Here is a 21,746-nt window from a genome sequence, read left to right on the forward strand (position 1 = left end):
GCCACGATCTATCCCCTCTCCCTGTGGGAGAGGGTTAGGGTGAGGGCATCAAGCCGTGCGCGCCACCGCGTCACGCGAGGCCGCATCGCGCTCTTCACCGGTCAGCTCGCTCAGCTTGCCGTCACGCATCTCCAGCAGGCGGTCGGCATGAATGAAGTAGTGATCGTCGTGGCTGATGGCGAAAATGGTTTTGCCCATCTCCTGCATCAGCGGCAACAGCACCTGATAAAACTCGCGGCGGAAGTGCGGGTCCTGGTCGGCAGCCCACTCATCCAGCAGGATGATGTCGCGCTCTTCCGCCAGCGCCAGCAGCAGCGCCACGCGCTTTTTCTGCCCTTTGGAAAGCTTCAGGTTGAGGATCTTCCCGTCCTGTAACGCCAGCTTGTGCGACATTTGCAGCTGCGTCAGCCATTTTTCCACCAGCACAGGATTGGCCTGTTGCCCTTCAGGCCCCAGCAGCCGATCGAACAGCCAGACGTCGGTGAACACCGCCGAGAAAAGCTTGCGGTAATCCTCGGGCTTCTCCGCGCTCAGCGCCGTGCCGTCCAGCAAAATCTCGCCCGAATGCGGCTGATAGAGTCCGGTCAGCAACATCGCCAGCGTAGATTTACCGCTGCCGTTGCCGCCGATGAGGAACAACAGTTCACCGCGGCGGATCGTCAGGTTGACCGGCCCCACGGAGAAGGCGCTGTCCTGATAGCGGAACGTGACGTTACGCAGCTCCAGCGTCTGCCAGTTCGGGAAGGCCTGCGGGCGCGGAAATTCGGCTTTAAACGGCGCGAGATCGAATTTGTTGAGCTTTTTAAATGCCACCTGCGCACTCAGCAAGGTGGGCAACGCACCGACCGCCGACAGCAGCGGCGTGCGCAAAAACAGCAGCGTCAGCGAGTAGGTTGCCGCGACGTTGGTGTCCGCCCAGCCCAGGCTGTTCGCCATCCAGAATACCAGGCCAATGGCACCCAGCATCATAATGTTTGACCAGTTCACCGCGCTCAGGTGGAAGGTATCGGCGCGAATAATATGATGACGGTATTCGCGCGCGTCCGGGATATAGAGGTTATTAAAGATATGCTCGGCGCGCTCGCGGTTCAGGGTGAGCTCTTTGCGTCCTTCCAGTACCGTCTGGTAATCGTTATAGAGCTTATCTTCGGTTTCGCGCAGCACCGCCATGTGTTTGTAGACGCGCGACACCAGCATAAAGCCGCCCCAGATGGTAATGGCAATCCACAGCGCGGTCACCGCCAGCATTTTGCTGGAGAGCCAGGCGAGATAAGCAGCCGATCCAAAGGTCAGAATGATCCCCTGCACCAGCTCCGGCAGACGAACGAACGCGATGGTAATGGCGCGCACGTCGCTGGTCAGCCCCGCCAGCAGGGAAGCGCTGCCGAGCTGCTCAACGCGCTCTATCTGGGTGTCCAGGATCCGCTTGATAAACTCACTGCGCAAACGGAAAACGAAATGGTGCCCGAGCGCGGTCAGCGCAAGCTGGGAACCGAGCGTAACCGCCATCAACAGAAGCAGCAGGCCGAGAAACTCCGGCAATACGGAGATCGAGGTGTCGACCATTTCAATCAACCGCACGTTAATAAACGCGATCAGGCCAATACCCAGCGCGGCGCTGGCAAGGCTTAATGCCATTACGGCGATGAAGGGCCAGCGATACTGACGCCAGACAAGGAGAAGTAGTTGCATGCAGGCAATCCGGACAATAAAAATCAGCCAGCAGTGTAAACTGCCCTGCGCGGACATCAAGAATAATTCTTATTTTTGTTTACTCGCCCCTGCCTGACGAAAGGTCAGGTTATAACGGTACTCACCCGTGAGCGGGTGAACCCCGGGCTTCAGCGGCTGAATACCGTGATAAAACAGCCGCGATTCCCTACCCCACACCACTACATCGCCATGTTCCAGCATGATGCGTTTGAGCGGATCGTTGCGGCGTAATCCGCCAAACTGGAAGACGGCGGGCAGACCTAACGATACCGAGACGATAGGCGCGCGCAGATCGGGTTCATCCTTGTCCTGATGCAGCGAGAGCTTCGCACCGACGGCGTAGCGGTTGATCAGGCAGGCATCCGGCCGAAAGTCAGGATACTCCGCTGCTACGGCGGCCTCGTGGCAGAGAGCCTGAAAAACAGCAGGCATCGGGGGCCACGGCTGGCCGGTAGCGGGATCGTTCGGGGCATACAGATAGCCCCGATCGTTCGTCGCCCAGCCCAGCTCGCCGCAGTTGGCCATGGCCACCGACATGGTGTAACCGCCCGGCGTCACCATATGGCGAAACGGCGAAACCGTCGTCACCTCGTCGATACCGGCAAGCAGCGCCGCCGCACGGGAGAGTGCAAAGCGGCGCAGGATCACCGCCCCCGGCGCAAGCGGCTCCTGCCAGGGTTCAGCATCCGCAAAAAGATCGAGCATTATCCCTCCTGGCGTTTCGCCTCACGTTTTAGTAATAGCGCTTTTCGCGCCGTCCCCCAACGGTAACCCGACAGCGCGCCGTCGTGACGAACCACGCGATGACAGGGGATCACAATCGCCAGCGTGTTTGCCGCACAGGCTCCGGCAACGGCGCGTACCGCATTGGGTTGACCAATCGCCTGCGCCACCTGCCGGTAACTTGCCGTTTCGCCGCAGGGAATGTTGCGAAGGGCCTGCCAGACGCGCTGCTGGAACGCGGTTCCGCGAATATCCAGCGGCAGCGCAAGCGGTACGTCGCGGTTATCGATACTGGCAATCACCTGCTGGATCCGCCGCGCGAAATCCTCTTCCAGCGGCGCATGCGCTGCTTTTGGAAAATGCGCGGCAAGCTCTTCGGCTAATTCCGCATCGCTGTCACCCAGCAGGATCGCGCAGATCCCCCGCTCGCTTTCTGCAACCAGACAACGTCCTAACGAACAGTCGCTGATGGCATAACGCACTGCCGCATCCCCTTTGCGGTACTGCCTGGCCGTCATGCCCAGCGCCTCGTTGGCTTTGCGATAATAGCTGCTGCTGTCGGGAAACCCCGCCGCCAGCACGGCGTCGGTAACTTTGTCTCCCTGTGCAAGCGCGGTGCGCAGGCGCTGGCCTCGCGCCGCCTGCTGCCAGGCTTTTGGCGTCATGCCGGTCACGGACTTAAACAGACGGTGGAAATGGAAAGGACTCATGGCAACCTGCTGCGCCAGCCCCTCAAGGGTTAGCGTGGGTTCCTGCTCCAGAAGACGGCAGGCGTGTTCCACTTTCGCCAGCTTCTGCGCCTGCGGATCGCGTTTGTCCGGCATGCAGCGCTTGCACGGGCGAAACCCTGCCTGTACGGCATGGTGGGCATCGGGATAAAAGCGGACATTTTTACGCAGCGCGTGGCGAGCGCGGCATGACGGGCGGCAGAAAATACCCGTGGTCTGCACGGCGAAAACAAACTGTTCGTCAGCGAGCGGATCGCGGGCCAGCACGGCCTGCCAGCGATCCTCATCGGTAATAAAGGTTGAGTTTCTCATTATCGGCTCCTCTTGTAAGCATACATAGAGCCTGCCTGAGTGCCACTGATAAAAAACCCGCAACCTTGCTTTTTAATTTTTGTCGCGCACCAGGAAGCTATTGAACTGCGGCGAGCTCCAGGTTTTGAACCCGTCGCCCTCTTTGGTGATCATATAAACCGCCAGCCCTTCCTGACGAACCACCTCTTTGGCTTTTTCCGGGCCGAGAACCATTAATCCGGTATCCCAGGCATCCGCTTCCAGCGCGGTGGGGGCAATAACCGTCACCGAGACCAGGTTATGCGTGATGGGACGCCCGGTCTGCGGATCGATAACGTGCGAAATACGCTTCCCCTCAAGCTCGTAATAGTTACGGTAGCTTCCGGAGGTGCTGATCCCATGTCCGTTGATATCCACTATCGCCTGCACGGCATTTTGCCGATCGGTCGGCTTTTGAATCGCTACGCGCCACGGCCTATCGCTGGCGTTCATGCCCCGGCTGACTAGCGCGCCGCCCACGGAGACCAGATAGCGGGAAATCCCTTCCTGGGCCATCAGCGCAGCAAGATGATCCGCCGCATAGCCTTCCCCGACCGTCGACAGATCGACAAACAGATCGGGAATATCCTTTTGCAGGTACTGTTGCCCGTACTGATTGATCACCGTCAGATGCTTTAGCCCTGTCCTGGCGCGAGCGTCATCAATAGCCGCCTGTTCGGGCGTGGTCACCGGCTGTTTGTTAGGGCCAAATCCCCAGAGGTTTACCAGCGGCCCGACGGTCACATCCATCGCGCCGTTGGTTTTGTAACCCACGCGCATTGACTCGGTCACGATATCGGCCATCGCCTCGCTCACCGGCCACAGGGAGGTGCTGGTGGAGAGGTTAAAGCGCATCAGCGCCGAGTCATTTTTATAGGTCGACAGCAGCTGATCGTCGGCGTCCAGCTGCGACTGGATTTTGCCGCGAAGTTCATCTGTGCGCGTTTTATCGAGGTTCATGACGCTGACGCGCCAGAAGGTCCCCATCGTTTTGCCTTCGAGCACCGTCGCGGCGGGTGTGTCGGTTTTCGCCACGGGGGTGGGATCGTTACACGCGGTCAGGAAAAAAAGCATAGCCAGAAAGCTGGCGCGTAAAAAAGTCATGTCCATTCATTATTATCCTCATGCCAGGGCGGCAAGAGTACACCAAAACGGGTGAGTTGTGAGAATCAGAGAGGCATAAAAAAGGGGCCAGCAGGCCCCTTACGTCACACGGTGAAGCGATTAGAACTGGTAAACCAGGCCCAGCGCGACGATATCGTCAGTACCGATACCCGCCTGACGGGTGAATTCATTTTCATCAACCAGGTTGATTTTGTAATCCACGTAGGTGGACATGTTTTTGTTGAAGTAGTAAGTCGCACCAACATCAACATATTTCAGCAGATCCTGATCGCCGTAACCTTCGATGTCTTTCCCTTTAGACTGCAGGTAAGCCACGGATGGACGCAGGCCGAAGTCGAACTGATACTGAGCAACCACTTCGAAGTTCTGCGCTTTGTTAGCGAAGCCGTAAGCGGTAGTCGGGCTGCTGCCGTTAGAGGTACCGAAACGGGTTGCGTTGTAGGTCTGAGAGTACTGCGCTGCCAGATAGATGTTGTTAGCATCGTATTTCAGGCCGCCAGAATAGACTTCTGCGTGATCGCCATTACCGTATACGCCTGGTGCGTTCTGATCGGCGGTACGTTTGGAGGAGGACATCGCGCCACCCACGCTGAAACCTTCGCCCAGGTTATAGGTCACGGATGCACCGTAGCCGTCGCCGTTCTGTTTCAGCAGGCTGCGTCCACCGACGTTTTCACCGCTTACGCTGCCGTTTTTACCCTGATACTGCAGGGCAAAGTTCAGACCATCCACCAGACCAAAGAAGTCCTGGTTACGGTAGGTCGCCACGCCGTTAGCACGGGACTGCAGGAAGTTGTCTGCGCCGTAGGTATCGCCGCCAAATTCTGGCAGAACGTCGGTCCAGGAGGTTACGTCGTAGATTACGCCGTAGTTACGACCGTAATCGAAAGAACCCGCGTCAGCGAATTTCAGACCCGCGAACGCCACACGCGTCCAGGCATCATTTTCGCTTTCGGAGGTGTTGCCCTGGATCTGGTATTCCCACTGGCCGTAACCGGTCAGCTGATCGTTAACCTGAGTTTCGCCTTTGAAGCCAAGACGCATGTAGGTCTGGTCGCCGTCGGCACCCTTGTCGTCAGAGAAATAGTGCAGACCATCGACTTTACCGTACAGATCTAATTTGTTGCCATCTTTGTTATAAATTTCGGCCGCATTTGCTGCGCCTGCTACCAGGAGTGCTGGTACCAGGAGGGACAGTACTTTAACTTTCATTTTATTAACCCTCTGTTATATGCCTTATAATTGCCACTGCTTACTGGTTAACCCTCATTAACCAGTCGGCAATTTCATTCTCCGCAAAATTACAGAATAATCCAATGCGAATATGATACGAAAACTTTGAAGATGTTTCATTCATCTATCAACATGTTTCAAAATGTAAATACAAAGGAACTTTTACAAAGCACAAATAGCTTAGAAAATTAGCACTTATAATCAAACAGGAAAATCACCACATAAATATCAATTAGTTACAATAAAATTCGTTACAGCACTGAATGACAAAACAAGATCGCACCTAATCTCTAAAATAACTCTCGCTATCATCATTAACTTTATTTATTACCGTCATTCAGTTTTGAATGTCTGTTTATCCCTAATTGAACCGGATGCTCCGCATTCGGTTTTTTTTTACCTTTCTTTACGTAACTTCTCTTTTTTTGTGCTACCGCACCGAAATTGTAACGACTATTAACTAAATTCTCCTCGGGTATCCTGCGAGGACATAAAATTGAGGCGAAACTTAATTTCTTGTTAATTCGTGCTATTTTCTGGGAGCGTATGCCTGTTATTTGTACGCATATGGCGAGTTTGTACATGTTTACTGCACACCCCACCGCCGATATTGTCCGGCGAAAAAGTCGCTTCTTCCCGGACAGTGGCGCTGGAAATTCAGTTATTACCCTTTATACTGCCCTATCGCCACAGAGCACGACCATAACGGGTTAAAGAGATCAATGAGTCAGACTGAAACTACCGCCCCGAGCAAATTTTCCCTCCTTCCCGGGAGCATCACCCGTTTCTTTCTTCTTTTGATCGTTGTGCTGTTAGTCACCATGGGGGTGATGGTGCAAAGCGCGGTTAACGCCTGGCTGAAGGATAAGAGCTATCAGGTCGTTGATATCACCCATGCCGTGCACAAGCGCATTGATACCTGGCGCTACGCCACCTGGCAGATTTACGACAATATCGCGGCTGCCCCGACCTCCTCGACCGGGGATGGACTTCAGGAGACGCGGCTTAAGCAGGATGTCTATTATCTCGAAAAACCGCAGCGTAAGACCGAGGCCCTCATCTTTGGCTCTCACGACAGCGCGACGCTTGAGATGACGCAGCGTATTTCGACCTATCTGGATACCCTCTGGGGCGCTGAAACGGTACCGTGGTCGATGTACTATCTGAACGGTCAGGACAACAGCATGATCCTGATCTCAACGCTGCCGTTAAAAGATCTCTCTTCCGGGTTTAAAGAGACCACCGTGGGCAGCATCGTCGATTCCCGCCGGGCAGAGATGCTGCAGCAGGCGAATGCCCTTGATGAACGCGAGAGCTTCTCTTCCCTGCGTCGTCTGGCCTGGCAAAACGGTCATTACTTTACCTTGCGCACCACGTTCAACCAGCCAGGACACCTGGCGACGGTGGTGGCCTTCGATTTACCGATTAATGATTTAATCCCGCCGGACATGCCGCTCGACAGCTTCCGTATGGAGCCAGACAGCAGCACCCAGAACATGCGTGCTGCGTCAGACAAAGAGGCCGCAGAAAGCGTTTCGATCTCCTTTAACGGTTCGAAAATCGAAATTGCCTCATCGCTGAATTCGACCGGGATGCGTCTGGTGTGGCAGGTGCCGTTTGGCACGCTGTTGCTCGACACCCTGCAAAATATCCTGCTGCCTCTGCTGCTGAATATCGGTCTGCTGGCGCTGGCGCTGTTTGGCTACAGCACCTTCCGGTTCCAGACGGGGCGTCAGAGCGACGCCTCTGCGGTTCCGGCCGGCACCAGCAATGAGCTGCGCGTATTGCGTGCACTGAATGAAGAAATTGTTTCCGTGCTGCCGCTTGGGGTCTTAGTTCACGACCAGGAGGCGAATCGTACGGTGATGAGCAACAAAATTGCCGACCATCTGCTGCCGCATCTTAACCTGCAGAACATCACCACCATGGCGGATCAGCACCAGGGGGTGATTCAGGCCACCATCAACAATGAACTGTACGAGATCCGTCAGTTCCGCAGCCAGGTGGCTCCCCGCACGCAAATCTTCATTATTCGCGACCAGGATCGCGAAGTGCTGGTCAATAAAAAGCTCAAGCAAGCGCAAAGACTGTATGAGAAAAACCAGCAGGGGCGCGCCGCATTCATGCAGAACATTGGCGATGCCTTCAAGCAGCCGTTAAAAACGCTGGCGACCCAGGCGGCGGCGTTAAACACCGCTGAAAGCCACCAGCTTGCCTGCCAGGCCGATTCGCTGGTCAGAATGGTTGATGAGATCCAGCTGGCGAACATGCTGGAGAATGATTTCTGGAAGGGAACGCCAACCCTCTTCTCCATTCAGGATCTGATCGATGAAGTGGTGCCGGACGTGCTGCCCGTGATTAAGCGCAAAGGGTTGCAGCTGCTGATCAATAACAATCTCCCGGCGAATGACGAACGCCACGGCGATCGCGAAGCGCTGCGCCGCATTCTGCTGATGATTATTCAGTACGCCGTGACCACCACGCAGATTGGCAAGATCACCCTGGAAGTCAGCGCTGAGGAGTCAGCAGAAGACCGCCTGGCGTTCCGCATCCTGGACACCGGGGAAGGCGTCACAACGAGTGAAATTGATAATCTGCACTTCCCGTTCCTGAATGACACGCAAAGCGATCGCTACGGCAAGGCCAATGCCCTGACCTTCTGGCTGTGCGATCAGCTGGCGCGCAAGCTCGGCGGCCATCTGAATATCAAAGCCCGTGAATCCCTCGGCACCCGCTATTCTCTGCACGTGAAAATGGCGGCCAATCCGCAGGAAGAAGATGAAGAACGTCTGCTGGATGACGTCGTGGTGATGGTCGATGTGACCTCGAACGAGATCCGCAATATCGTCGTTCGTCAGTTAGAAAACTGGGGTGCGGCCTGCATCACGCCGGATGAAAGACTTGCAAGTCAAGAATTTGATCTGTTTTTAACTGATAATCCGTCTAATCTTACTGCCTCCGGCTTGCTTTTAAGCGATGATGAGTCAGGCGTGCGGAAAATCGGCCCTGGCCAGCTGCGCGTCAACTTTAATATAAGCAATGCGATGCAGGAAGCTGTACTACAACTAATAGAAGAGCAGCTGGCGCAGGAAGAGATAGCGGAATCACCGTTAGGCGGCAATGAAAATGCCGAGCTTCACGCCAGCGGATACTATTCACTCTTTGTTGATACAGTACCAGATGATGTTAAGCGGTTGTATACTGAGTCCGCTGCGAATGATTTTGCAGCGCTGGCACAGACAGCACACCGGCTTAAAGGGGTGTTTGCCATGCTTAATCTGGTTCCCGGCAAGCAGTTATGTGAAACGCTGGAACATCTAATTCGTGAGAAAGATGCCTCTGGCATTGAAAAATACATCAGCGACATTGACGCCTACGTCAAAAGCTTGCTGTAGCAAGGTAGCCTTATACATGAACAATATGAACGTAATTATTGCCGATGACCATCCGATTGTACTGTTCGGTATTCGCAAATCACTTGAACAGATCGAGTGGGTGAATGTAGTCGGTGAATTTGAAGACTCTACAGCACTGATCAATAACCTCCCAAAGCTTGATGCACACGTGCTCATTACCGATCTCTCCATGCCTGGGGACAAGTACGGTGATGGGATTACGCTCATCAAATACATTAAACGTCACTTCCCGGACATCTCGATCATCGTTCTGACCATGAACAACAACCCGGCGATCCTGAGCGCGGTGTTGGATCTGGACATCGAAGGGATTGTGCTGAAACAGGGCGCACCGACCGATCTGCCAAAAGCGCTCGCTGCGCTGCAGAAAGGCAAGAAGTTCACGCCTGAGAGCGTCTCTCGTCTGCTGGAAAAAATCAGCGCGGGTGGCTACGGTGACAAACGCCTGTCCCCGAAAGAGAGTGAAGTTCTGCGCCTGTTCGCAGAAGGTTTCCTGGTGACCGAGATTGCCAAGAAGCTGAACCGCAGTATTAAAACCATCAGCAGCCAGAAGAAATCAGCGATGATGAAGCTGGGCGTGGACAACGATATTGCTCTGCTGAACTATCTCTCCTCCGTTACGCTGAGCGCAACGGACAAGGATTGATCCCGGACGGGTGTGCGGCCTGATGCCCTCACCCCATCCCTCTTCCACAGGGAGAGGGTGAAAAACGTAAAAGGCCCTTGCGGGCCTTTTTTATATTCTGGTTTTTCTCACGCGATCCGCGTAAATCGACAACGTCTGCTTCAGCACGTCCAGCGTCACCGGCTTCGACAGACAGCTGTCCATGCCTGACTCCAGACAGCGCTGTTTCTCTTCCGCCAGCGCGTTCGCCGTTACGCCCACCACCGGCAGCGTCAGGCCCAGCTGTCGGATGCGCTGCGTCAGACGGTAGCCGTCCATGTTTGGCATGTTGACGTCGCTAAGCACGATATCAATATGATTTTTACTCAGCACATTCAGCGCATCCACGCCGTCATTGGCCGTTTTGCACTGGTAGCCCAGCGATCCAAGCTGGTCAGCCAGCAGGCGGCGGTTAATCGGATGGTCATCCACCACCAGAATCATCATATCGTCATTCACCGACGCCAGAGAGTCAGGTGACGGCAATCCGCCCGCGCCGTCGCGCTCTTCCAGCTCCACTTTGTAGATGCGCGCCAGCAGGTTCAACAGCTCGTGCGGCGTTGCGACACTGTGTACCCATTCTCCAGGCGTACGCTCGACAGGAATTCCAATGTGGCGACGACAGAAGAGCACCGCCCCTCTTCCCTGCCACGGCTGATCCGGCATCTCGTCGGCGATCAGCACATCGTCCACGTCCGGCGTTTGACCTTCATAGCGGCACACCCGCACGCCGCTGTGGGCAAGCAGCGCCGTCAGGTAGTCATTCAATGAGGCGTTATGCACCGCCAGCCAGCAGCGCTTGTCGCTCAGACCGTCCACCGTCGATTTTGCCGGATACTGCGCCGAATAGAGCGGAATGCGGATGGTGAACTGGCTGCCCATGCCGGGCTCGGTATCCACCGAGATATCCCCGTCCATCATGCTGACGAGCTTCTCACAAATCGCCAGCCCCAGTCCGGTGCCCTGGAAGTTACGCTGCACGCCGGTCCCGACCTGGAAGAACGGGTCGAACAGGCGAACCACTTCCTTCGCCGGGATGCCGACGCCCGTGTCGCGCACGCGAATACTCAGATAATCCCCCGCCCGGCAGACGTGCAACACGATACAGCCAACGTCGGTGAATTTGATGGCGTTGCTGAGCAGGTTAGAGATGACCTGCTGCAGGCGCATCGGATCGCCATGCAGCGTCAGCGGCACGTCCGGTTCGATAAAGCAGTAGAGCCCCAGCTGTTTACGCACCACCAGCGGCAGATAGTTGGCGCTAATGTGGTTCATGACCTCGCGCGGCGAGAACTCCCGCGGCTCGATTTTCAGCTGCTCAGACTCAATTTTAGAGAAGTCGAGAATATCGCTGATGATTTTTAGCAGCAGGCTGGAGGAGTTGTTCATCGCCGTCACCAGCCTGTCGACCCCTTTCGGCAGCTCTTTCGTCTGCAGCAAGTCGAGGTTACCGATGATCCCGTACAGCGGCGTTCGCAACTCGTGGCTGACGGTGGCAAGGAACATGGATTTCGACTGGCTGGCCTGCTCCGCCGCCTGCGCCATCTCCTGCAGCGACTCTTCCATCTTCACGCGCGCGGAGACATCCACCAGCACGCAAATCGCCACGTTTTCATTGCGATAGCGTGAATGGACAAAGCTGATCTGCAGGTTGGTGTGCGTACTGGTGAGCACGTCGACAAAGTTAACCTGCTGGCCGCAGATAATTTGCGTCAGCCTCTGCCGGTCTTCATGCGTCAGCATGTTCAGGTAGTTATGCGCCAGTTCGTTACTCAGAATATTGGTCCCGTCCTGGGTACGCAGAATACAGATCCCCACCGGTGCCGAGGCAACAATCTTGCGGTTAAACTGCTCGTGTTCCTCCAGCCGCTGGGCGTCGCTCTCGGCGGGAATAAAGATTTTCCGCTCATACATGCGCGCCAGGGTGAACAGCGCCCCACCCGCGATCAGGTTCAGCAGAATGGCATTCATGATGAGAATGCGTATCCGCTCAAGCACCATGTCCACTGGCACCGAATAGACAATACTCAGCGACGAAGGCGGCAGGCTCTTCTTCAGCACCAGTTCGCGGAAACCCGAGGTATAGCCAAACCACGACCGTTCCTGCATCCAGTGCGGTTCGACGTTTAACCGGTTATCCGGCCCGGCGAGTGAGATCAGCTGATGACCGTTTTCATCCAGAATGGTTACTCCCATAGGCAGGCTGCCCGGGGTGAAGAAATTTTCCATGCGAATGGTCTGCTCAATCCCCAGCAGCGCCTGCAGGCGATTGCCGAGATACACCGGCGTCAGGGCGTAGAAATAGCCCACGCCCGGGCGCGGGCCCTGGCTAACCCAGAAGATGTTATTCCCGCGCTCGTCCTGCGGCGCATTGCGATATTTCACAATACGTTCATGCAGGCTTTTCAGCGCATCGTCACGCTCAACGGGCACATCGCGCAGGCCAAAGTCAGCCATGCAGAGATTTTCGCTGCCAATCAGGAATACGCGGTTCAGGTCATAGGCGGCGGAGAAATTGTCGCGCCAGTAGCGCATAAACCAGGCAAGGGATTCCAGCGACCCGCGCCAGGAATTGCTCATGGTGGAGCAATCGGAGTCCGGGAACAGGGGCTGGAAGTCCGGGACTTCGGTTTTGTCATTACGCCCGCGAAGCGCCAGGATGCCGTTTTCCGCCGTCAGACGATTCTCGGCTATATACTTCAGCTCCTTCATCACGTCAGACGTTCGCTGAATGTAGCGCTGGGCCTGGTCGGAGCTTAAGTTAAACTCCTGGCGGATCTCCGCTTCTTTCTGGTGCAGCGCGTTTACGATGTAAAACACCGAGAACAAGGCCACCAGCAGCCAAAGCAGGAGCGCCAGCGCCCGAAACAGATAGCGAGAAACTTTCAGCGTAGTACGAAAGGAGACGAGGTATTTCAAGGGGGCGAGGCTCCGCCGTCGGGGTCAAAAGAATGTGGTTAAGGTAGCGGTAAACGCGCCAGGTCGCAACGTTGACTTATCTGCTTGTGCAAAAGAAAAGGGCCGGAATCCGGCCCTTTTTTGCATCAGGAGACATTACTCGTCAGCGTCATCCGCTGCGTCATCGTCAGTATCGGCTTCCGGCGCGATATCATCATCGCCTTCCGCAACGCTACCGTCGATGGAATCGAGCTCTTCGTCATCCACCGGCTCAGCAACACGCTGCAGACCCACCACGTTTTCATCTTCCGCTGTACGGATGAGGATTACGCCCTGGGTGTTACGCCCTACCACGCTGATCTCAGACACGCGGGTACGCACCAGCGTACCGGCATCGGTGATCATCATGATCTGGTCGGCATCGTCCACCTGCACCGCGCCCACAACGGAACCGTTGCGCTCGGTCACTTTGATAGAGATAACGCCCTGCGTGCCGCGAGACTTGGTTGGGTATTCCCCTTCCGCCGTACGTTTACCGTAACCATTCTGCGTGACGGTCAGGATAGCCCCTTCACCGCGCGGAATAATCAGAGAAACAACGCTGTCTTCGCCAGCCAGTTTGATACCACGAACGCCCGTAGCGGTACGACCCATCGCACGGACGGCGTTCTCTTTAAAGCGCACCACTTTACCGGCGGCAGAGAACAGCATTACTTCATCAGAACCGGAGGTCAGATCCACGCCGATCAGCTCGTCGCCTTCGTTCAGGTTCACCGCGATAATACCGGCGGAACGTGGGCGGCTAAACTCGGTCAGCGCGGTTTTCTTCACGGTACCGCTGGCGGTCGCCATAAAGACGTTCACGCCCTCTTCGTACTCGCGTACCGGCAGGATGGCGGTGATACGTTCGTTCGCTTCCAGCGGCAGCAGGTTAACGATTGGACGACCACGCGCGCCGCGGCTCGCTTCCGGCAGCTGATAAACCTTCATCCAGTACAGACGACCACGGCTGGAGAAGCAGAGGATCGTGTCGTGGGTGTTGGCCACCAGCAGGCGGTCAATAAAGTCTTCTTCTTTAATACGTGCTGCAGATTTGCCTTTACCGCCACGACGCTGTGCTTCGTAGTCGGTCAGCGGCTGATACTTCACATAGCCCTGGTGAGACAGGGTGACCACCACGTCTTCGCGGTTGATCAGGTCTTCAATGTTGATATCAGAGCTGTTCGCGGTGATTTCGGTGCGGCGCGCATCGCCGAACTGATCGCGCACCAGTTCCAGCTCTTCACGGATCACTTCCATCAGACGCTCTGCGCTGCCCAGGATGTGCAGCAGCTCAGCAATCTGTTCCAGCAGCTCTTTGTATTCGTCGAGCAGTTTTTCATGCTCAAGGCCGGTCAGTTTCTGCAGACGCAGATCCAGAATCGCCTGGGCCTGCTGTTCAGTCAGGTAATACTGACCGTCACGCACGCCGAATTCAGGTTCCAGCCACTCAGGACGCGCTGCATCATCGCCCGCACGTTCCAGCATCGCGGCGACGTTACCCAGATCCCACGGACGGGAAATCAGGGCGGCTTTCGCTTCCGCCGGGGTTGGCGCACGACGGATCAGTTCAATGATCGGGTCGATGTTGGCCAGCGCAACCGCCAGCGCTTCAAGGATGTGCGCACGGTCGCGCGCTTTGCGCAGTTCGAAGATGGTACGACGGGTCACCACTTCACGGCGGTGACGCACGAACGCGCTCAGGATCTCTTTCAGGTTCATGATCTTCGGCTGACCATGGTGCAGTGCAACCATGTTGATACCGAAGGAGACCTGAAGCTGAGTCTGGGAGTACAGGTTGTTCAGGACAACCTCACCCACCGCGTCGCGTTTGATCTCAATCACGATGCGCATACCGTCTTTGTCAGACTCGTCACGCAGCGCGCTGATGCCTTCAACACGTTTTTCTTTTACCAGCTCGGCGATTTTTTCAATCAGACGCGCTTTGTTCACCTGATACGGGATCTCGTGAACAATGATGGTTTCACGGCCGGTTTTAGCGTCCGCTTCCACTTCGGCGCGGGCACGGATGTAAATCTTGCCGCGGCCGGTGCGGTACGCTTCTTCAATACCGCGACGACCGTTGATGATCGCCGCCGTCGGGAAGTCCGGGCCCGGGATGTGTTCCATCAGCCCTTCAATGCTGATGTCTTCATCGTCGATATAGGCCAGGCAGCCGTTGATCACCTCAGTGATATTGTGCGGCGGAATGTTAGTTGCCATACCGACCGCGATACCGGACGAACCGTTAACCAGCAGGTTCGGGATCTTGGTTGGCATCACATCTGGGATGCGCTCGGTGCCGTCGTAGTTATCGACGAAATCAACGGTCTCTTTTTCCAGGTCGGCCATCAGCTCATGAGCGATTTTCGACATACGGATTTCCGTATAACGCATCGCCGCAGCGGAGTCGCCGTCGACTGAACCAAAGTTACCCTGACCATCTACCAGCATGTAACGCAAGGAGAATGGCTGCGCCATACGAACGATGGTGTCATAAACGGCGGTATCACCATGCGGGTGATATTTACCGATGACGTCACCGACGACGCGGGCAGATTTTTTATAGGCTTTATTCCAGTCATTGCCCAATACGTTCATGGCGTATAGTACGCGACGGTGTACCGGCTTAAGGCCATCGCGGACGTCCGGCAGCGCACGGCCAACAATGACCGACATCGCATAGTCCAGATAGGAGCTCTTCAGCTCTTCCTCGATGTTAACCGGTGTAATTTCTCTCGCAAGGTCGCTCATCTAACCGCTATCCCTCTACTGTATCCCGGATTCAAAGGTCGCAAATTATAACACAGCCGAGGTGATTGAGGTAAACCTATACGCTTTATTCACGGGGATTGCCTGATATACTCCTTTATCTTGCTAAATAAGGAGTAAAAGCGCCCATGAATGCCGAAAAATCCCCGACGGCTCACAACGTTGACCACGAAGAGATTGCCAAATTTGAAGCGGTGGCGTCCCGCTGGTGGGATCTCGAAGGTGAGTTCAAACCGCTGCATCGCATTAACCCGCTGCGTCTGGGCTATATAGCGGAGCGTTCCGGCGGTCTGTTCGGTAAGAAAGTGCTCGACGTTGGCTGCGGCGGCGGCATCCTGGCTGAGAGCATGGCGCGCGAAGGGGCGAACGTCACTGGCCTGGATATGGGCTTTGAACCGCTGCAGGTGGCCCGCCTTCATGCGCTGGAGTCCGGTATACAGGTGGAATACGTGCAGGAAACCGTGGAAGAGCATGCGGCGAAACACGCCCATCAGTACGATGTGGTGACCTGCATGGAGATGCTGGAGCACGTTCCCGATCCGCAGTCGGTGGTGCACGCCTGTGCAAAACTGGTGAAGCCGGGCGGCCAGGTCTTCTTCTCAACCATCAACCGCAACGGTAAAGCCTGGCTGATGGCCGTTGTCGGCGCGGAGTATGTGCTGCGCATGGTGCCGAAAGGGACCCACGACGTGAAGAAATTCATCAAGCCTGCGGAGTTATTAAGCTGGGTTGACCAGACCTGGCTCAAAGAGCAGCACATCACCGGCCTGCACTACAATCCGCTGACCGATAAATTCAAACTCGCACCGGGCGTTGATGTTAACTATATGTTGCACACAACCGCCAAAAACGACTAACGTCATTCGTTATTCTTATAAAGATTGCGCGACATCATGTTGCGCAATTCTGACCTCTCGTTGAAGAAATCAGCACTCGATCAAATTTTGAATTTTTTTTCTTAATTATTGACATGTCTTCCAGGCCTTACGGTACGAGGACTTAGCCTTTTTTACCCTTTCACAACCTCAATTTAACGTCAAAATCAACCCTTGTGCTGAAAAGATTCGATACTAGAATACTCACCATATAGCGTTTTTCTTATCGCAAACCCCCTATATGTAGTATTTATCCACAGAGTTAGTCACAAGACGGATCTGTGGATAAGCGGGGGATATTTTTTTATTTCACGGACAGGTAAAACCCACATGAATCAGAGTCTGCTGGTGACAAAGCGCGACGGTACTACCGAGCGTATCAATCTGGACAAAATCCATCGAGTTCTCGACTGGGCAGCAGAAGGACTGAACAACGTATCTATCTCCCAGGTTGAACTGCGTTCCCACATTCAGTTCTACGACGGCATCAAAACGTCTGATATCCACGAAACGATCATCAAAGCAGCGGCAGACCTCATCTCCCGCGAAGCACCGGATTATCAGTACCTCGCTGCACGTCTGGCGATTTTCCACCTGCGTAAAAAAGCCTACGGCCAGTTTGAGCCGCCGAAGCTTTACGATCACGTGGTGAAAATGGTTGAGCTGGGCAAATACGACACGCATCTGCTGGAAGACTATACGGAAGAAGAGTTCGAGCAGATGAACGGGTTTATCGATCACTGGCGCGACATGAACTTCTCCTACGCGGCGGTGAAGCAGCTCGAAGGCAAATACCTGGTTCAGAACCGCGTAACCGGTGAGATCTACGAAAGCGCCCAGTTCCTCTATATTCTGGTGGCCGCCTGCCTGTTCTCTAACTACCCGCGTGACACCCGTCTGCAATACGTGAAGCGTTTCTACGATGCGGTCTCCACGTTCAAGATTTCTCTGCCGACGCCAATCATGTCTGGCGTGCGTACCCCAACCCGTCAGTTCAGCTCCTGCGTACTGATCGAGTGTGGTGACAGCCTGGATTCCATCAACGCCACCTCCAGCGCCATCGTGAAATACGTTTCCCAGCGTGCCGGTATCGGCATCAACGCCGGTCGCATCCGTGCGCTGGGCAGCCCGATTCGCGGCGGTGAAGCGTTCCACACCGGCTGTATCCCGTTCTATAAACACTTCCAGACGGCAGTAAAATCCTGCTCTCAGGGCGGCGTGCGCGGCGGTGCTGCGACCCTGTTCTACCCAATGTGGCACCTGGAAGTGGAAAGCCTGCTGGTCCTGAAAAACAACCGCGGCGTTGAAGGCAACCGCGTGCGCCACATGGACTACGGCGTGCAGATCAACAAGCTGATGTACACCCGTCTGCTGAAAGGCGAAGACATCACCCTGTTCAGCCCGTCCGACGTTCCGGGCCTGTATGACGCGTTCTTTGCCGATCAGGACGAGTTCGAGCGTCTGTACACCAAATACGAAAAATACGACAGCATCCGAAAGCAGCGCGTGAAGGCGGTAGACCTGTTCTCCCTGATGATGCAGGAACGTGCCTCTACCGGCCGTATCTACATCCAGAACGTGGACCACTGCAACACCCACAGCCCGTTTGACCCGGTCGTCGCCCCGGTGCGCCAGTCTAACCTGTGCCTGGAGATCGCCCTGCCGACCAAACCGCTGGAAGACGTGAACGACGAAAACGGCGAAATCGCACTGTGTACGCTGTCCGCGTTCAACCTGGGCGCGATTAAGAGCCTGGACGAGCTGGAAGAGCTGGCCGTGCTGGCGGTTCGCGCACTCGACGCCCTGCTGGACTACCAGGATTACCCAATCCCGGCCGCTAAACGCGGTGCAATGGGCCGCCGTACCTTGGGTATTGGCGTTATCAACTTCGCCTACTGGCTGGCGAAAAACGGCAAGCGCTACTCTGACGGCAGCGCCAACAACCTGACGCACCAGACGTTTGAAGCCATTCAGTACTACCTGATGAAAGCCTCTAACGAGCTGGCGAAAGAGCAAGGCGCGTGCCCGTGGTTCAACGAAACCACCTACGCGAAAGGCATTCTGCCAATCGACACCTACAAGAAAGACCTGGATGCGATTGTCAGCGAGCCGCTGCATCTCGACTGGGAAGGCCTGCGTGAGTCCATCAAGACCCACGGCCTGCGTAACTCCACGCTCTCTGCCCTGATGCCGTCCGAGACCTCTTCGCAGATCTCTAACGCCACCAACGGTATTGAGCCTCCGCGCGGCCACGTCAGCATTAAAGCGTCGAAAGACGGCGTGCTGCGTCAGGTCGTACCGGATTACGAAACGCTGGGCAACAACTACGAGCTGCTGTGGGAAATGCCAAACAACGACGGCTACCTGCAGCTGGTAGGTATCATGCAGAAGTTTATCGACCAGTCGATCTCTGCCAATACCAACTATGACCCGACGCGCTTCCCGTCCGGCAAGGTTCCGATGCAGCAATTGCTGAAAGACCTGCTGACCGCCTATAAATTTGGCGTGAAAACGCTGTACTATCACAACACCCGTGACGGTGCGGAAGACGCGCAGGACGACATGGTACCGTCAATTCAGGACGATGGCTGCGAAAGCGGCGCATGTAAGATCTAATGTAAATGCCGGGTGGCGCTACGCTTACCCGGCCTACGATTTTGTTTGCCCGACTGACAAAATCTCTCACAGGACACACTCATGGCATACACCACCTTTTCACAGACGAAAAACGACCAGCTCAAAGAGCCGATGTTCTTCGGCCAGCCGGTCAACGTGGCACGCTACGATCAGCAAAAATATGACATCTTCGAAAAGCTGATCGAAAAGCAACTCTCCTTCTTCTGGCGCCCGGAAGAAGTGGACGTCTCCCGCGACCGTATTGACTACCAGTCGCTGCCGGATCACGAAAAGCATATCTTCATCAGCAACCTGAAGTACCAGACGCTGCTGGACTCCATTCAGGGTCGTAGCCCGAACGTGGCGCTGCTGCCGCTGATCTCGATTCCTGAGCTGGAAACCTGGGTGGAAACCTGGGCGTTCTCCGAGACGATCCACTCCCGCTCTTACACCCACATCATCCGCAACATCGTGAACGATCCGGCGGTGGTGTTTGACGATATCGTTACCAACGAGCAGATCCAGAAGCGCGCGGAAGGCATTGCCCACTACTATGACGAGCTGATCCAGATGACCAGCTACTGGCATCTGCTGGGCGAAGGCACCCACAACGTGAACGGTAAAACCGTTACCGTGAACCTGCGCGCGCTGAAAAAGCAGCTGTACCTGTGCCTGATGAGCGTCAACGCGCTGGAAGCGATCCGCTTTTACGTGAGCTTCGCCTGCTCCTTCGCCTTTGCCGAGCGCAAGCTGATGGAAGGCAACGCCAAAATCATCCGTCTGATTGCCCGCGATGAGGCCCTGCACCTGACCGGTACCCAGCACATGCTGAACCTGCTGCGCAGCGGTACGGACGATCCGGAGATGGCGGAAATCGCCGAAGAGTGCAAGCAGGAGTGCTACGACCTGTTCGTGCTGGCGGCCCAGCAGGAGAAAGAGTGGGCAGACTACCTGTTCCGCGACGGCTCCATGATTGGCCTGAACAAAGACATCCTGTGCCAGTACGTTGAGTACATCACCAACATCCGCATGCAGGCCGTCGGTCTCGACCTGCCGTTCCAGACGCGCTCTAACCCAATCCCGTGGATCAACACCTGGCTGGTGTCCGATAACGTGCAGGTTGCGCCGCAGGAAGTGGAAGTGAGCTCTTATCTGGTCGGTCAGATTGATTCTGAAGTCAACACCGACGACCTGAGCAACTTCCAGCTCTGATGTCACGCGTCACGTTAAGTCTTTCCGGCACTGAGGTGCTGTGTCGGGAGGAGCACCCTTCTCTGCTGGTGGCGCTTGAAGCGCATCAGGTAGAAGTAGAGTACCAGTGTCGTTCCGGCTACTGCGGCTCCTGCCGCTGCCGTCTGGTCGCCGGCCAGGTGGACTGGCTGACCGAGCCGCTGGCCTTTATCAACGAAGGGGAAATTTTGCCCTGCTGCTGCCGGGCAAAAGGCGATATAGAGATCGAGATGTGATTGTGTCGGGTGGTGCTTCGCTTACCCGACCTACAAAACCGCAGTTCGTAGGCCGGGTAAGGCGCAGCCGCCACCCGGCAATTTCAGCGTTAATTCTTCAAAAAGCTTACCGCTTTATCCGGGAAATCCGTAAACAGTCCGTCAACGCCCGCCTGGTTATACAACACCTCATAAAGCTGATTCACGTCCGTGGCATACGGCGGCAGCTGGTCTGCACGCACGGTATACGGATGCACCTGCATCTTGCTGGCGTGCGCCTCTTTCACCATCGCCGTCAGCTTCACGTGGCCCGGCGCTGAGCTTTCCGCCACCAGCATGTGGTAATCCGGCCCGATGCCGTCGGCGTACTGCGCAATCTGCTTCATCGCGCCCGGCTTAAACATCCAGTCGTAGCTGTAGTTCACCCACTTCCCGTCCGGCTGCTTCTCCTGGGTTTCATTCCAGTCGGTATAGGCGATCAGCTGCACCAGATTGAGGTTCATGCCCATCTTCGGCTCCAGCTCGGTTTTGATGCGCTTCAGCTCGGCGGCGTCAAAACACTGCAGGTAGACTTTGTCCTTCTTGCTGGTGTAGCCGTACTGTTTCAGCACCTCCAGCGTCTTCGCGGCAATGTCCTTCCCTTCCTGATGGTGGAACCACGGCGCTTTGATCTCCGGGTAAATACCGATGTTTTTACCGGTGGAGTGGTTCAGCCCCTGAACAAACTCAATCTCTTCCTGGAAGGTATGAATGCGGAAGTCAGATTTGCCCATCGGGAAGCGTCCCGGATAGACCTGAACCTTCTTGCCGTTTTCAATCTCGAAGCCTTCGGTAAACTTCAGGGAACGGATCTCCGCCAGGGTGAAATCAATGGCGTAGTAGCGGCCATCTTTGCGCGCGCGGTCCGGGAAGCGCTCCGCCACGTCCGTCACGCGGTCCAGATAGTGGTCATGCAGGACGACCAGCTGGTCGTCCTTGGTCATCACCAGATCCTGCTCAAGATAATCCGCGCCCTGGGCATAGGCCATCGCTTTCGCCGGCAGCGTATGCTCCGGCAGATAGCCGCTGGCGCCGCGGTGGGCGATAACGATTTTATCCGCCGCCAGCGCGGAGCCGGTCATCAGGCCCGCCAGCAGCAGGCCGGTTGTTACGTAAGATAATTTCATGGC

General features: G+C 55.7%; 14 protein-coding genes. 6 read left to right on the forward strand and 8 right to left on the reverse strand.

Going from position 1 to position 21,746, the window contains the following annotated elements:
* Positions 1–48: 48 nt before the first annotated feature.
* The 5 genes from GVO84_RS15420 to GVO84_RS15440 all read right to left on the reverse strand — a co-directional run bounded on the left by GVO84_RS15420 (position 49) and on the right by GVO84_RS15440 (position 5,831).
* Entirely contained in the window at positions 49–1,692 is a 1,644-nt protein-coding gene (locus GVO84_RS15420; RefSeq protein ID WP_159514592.1) for a multidrug ABC transporter permease/ATP-binding protein, read from the reverse strand.
* 69 nt (positions 1,693–1,761) lie between these two features.
* Positions 1,762–2,418, reverse strand: coding sequence for a DNA oxidative demethylase AlkB (gene alkB / locus GVO84_RS15425; protein WP_159514593.1), 657 nt, complete (start codon positions 2,416–2,418; stop codon positions 1,762–1,764).
* The gene (gene ada / locus GVO84_RS15430; RefSeq protein ID WP_159514594.1) at positions 2,418–3,476 is read right to left on the reverse strand and encodes a bifunctional DNA-binding transcriptional regulator/O6-methylguanine-DNA methyltransferase Ada; all 1,059 of its coding nucleotides are present in this window, start codon (positions 3,474–3,476) and stop codon (positions 2,418–2,420) included. Before ada ends, alkB begins: the two co-directional genes overlap by 1 nt.
* 72 nt (positions 3,477–3,548) lie before the next feature.
* Entirely contained in the window at positions 3,549–4,604 is a 1,056-nt protein-coding gene (gene apbE / locus GVO84_RS15435) for an FAD:protein FMN transferase ApbE (RefSeq protein WP_159514595.1), read from the reverse strand.
* Positions 4,605–4,718: 114 nt separating this feature from the next.
* Complete coding sequence (locus GVO84_RS15440; protein ID WP_159514596.1) at positions 4,719–5,831, reverse strand: porin OmpC; 1,113 nt, start codon at positions 5,829–5,831, stop codon at positions 4,719–4,721.
* A 743-nt stretch (positions 5,832–6,574) separates the two neighbouring features.
* Between GVO84_RS15440 and rcsD the strand changes: the two genes are divergently transcribed.
* Both rcsD and rcsB read left to right on the forward strand, forming a co-directional pair.
* A complete protein-coding gene (gene rcsD, locus GVO84_RS15445; RefSeq protein WP_159514597.1) occupies positions 6,575–9,247 on the forward strand; it encodes a phosphotransferase RcsD in 2,673 nt (890 codons plus the stop codon).
* A gap of 16 nt (positions 9,248–9,263) precedes the next feature.
* Complete coding sequence (gene rcsB / locus GVO84_RS15450; RefSeq protein WP_003859405.1) at positions 9,264–9,914, forward strand: response regulator transcription factor RcsB; 651 nt, start codon at positions 9,264–9,266, stop codon at positions 9,912–9,914.
* Between the two features lie 90 nt (positions 9,915–10,004).
* Here the strand turns inward: rcsB and rcsC are convergent, their stop codons facing one another.
* Both rcsC and gyrA read right to left on the reverse strand, forming a co-directional pair.
* Positions 10,005–12,851, reverse strand: coding sequence for a two-component system sensor histidine kinase RcsC (gene rcsC, locus GVO84_RS15455; RefSeq protein WP_159514598.1), 2,847 nt, complete (start codon positions 12,849–12,851; stop codon positions 10,005–10,007).
* A 135-nt stretch (positions 12,852–12,986) separates the two neighbouring features.
* Positions 12,987–15,623 carry a DNA topoisomerase (ATP-hydrolyzing) subunit A gene (gene gyrA, locus GVO84_RS15460; RefSeq protein ID WP_159514599.1) on the reverse strand — a complete coding sequence of 879 codons (2,637 nt, stop codon included), beginning with the start codon at positions 15,621–15,623 and terminating at the stop codon, positions 12,987–12,989.
* A gap of 146 nt (positions 15,624–15,769) precedes the next feature.
* On the opposite strand from gyrA, the gene ubiG reads away from it, so the two are divergent.
* The 4 genes from ubiG to yfaE all read left to right on the forward strand — a co-directional run bounded on the left by ubiG (position 15,770) and on the right by yfaE (position 20,598).
* Positions 15,770–16,498 (forward strand): bifunctional 2-polyprenyl-6-hydroxyphenol methylase/3-demethylubiquinol 3-O-methyltransferase UbiG, encoded by a 729-nt coding sequence (gene ubiG, locus GVO84_RS15465; RefSeq protein WP_159514600.1) that lies wholly within the window; start codon positions 15,770–15,772, stop codon positions 16,496–16,498.
* A gap of 348 nt (positions 16,499–16,846) precedes the next feature.
* Entirely contained in the window at positions 16,847–19,132 is a 2,286-nt protein-coding gene (nrdA, locus tag GVO84_RS15470; RefSeq protein ID WP_159514601.1) for a class 1a ribonucleoside-diphosphate reductase subunit alpha, read from the forward strand.
* An 81-nt stretch (positions 19,133–19,213) separates the two neighbouring features.
* On the forward strand, positions 19,214–20,344 hold the full coding sequence (gene nrdB, locus GVO84_RS15475) for a class Ia ribonucleoside-diphosphate reductase subunit beta (protein WP_029740920.1): 1,131 nt from the start codon (positions 19,214–19,216) through the stop codon (positions 20,342–20,344).
* Positions 20,344–20,598, forward strand: coding sequence for a class I ribonucleotide reductase maintenance protein YfaE (gene yfaE, locus GVO84_RS15480; protein ID WP_008500234.1), 255 nt, complete (start codon positions 20,344–20,346; stop codon positions 20,596–20,598). Before nrdB ends, yfaE begins: the two co-directional genes overlap by 1 nt.
* 89 nt (positions 20,599–20,687) lie before the next feature.
* Here yfaE and glpQ read toward each other — a convergent pair whose 3' ends face one another.
* A complete protein-coding gene (gene glpQ, locus GVO84_RS15485) occupies positions 20,688–21,743 on the reverse strand; it encodes a glycerophosphodiester phosphodiesterase (RefSeq protein WP_159514602.1) in 1,056 nt (351 codons plus the stop codon).
* Positions 21,744–21,746 lie beyond the last annotated feature (3 nt).

Origin of the sequence: Enterobacter sp. SM3 (genome assembly GCF_009811935.2) — a bacterium.
Lineage (GTDB): Bacteria > Pseudomonadota > Gammaproteobacteria > Enterobacterales > Enterobacteriaceae > Enterobacter > Enterobacter asburiae_D.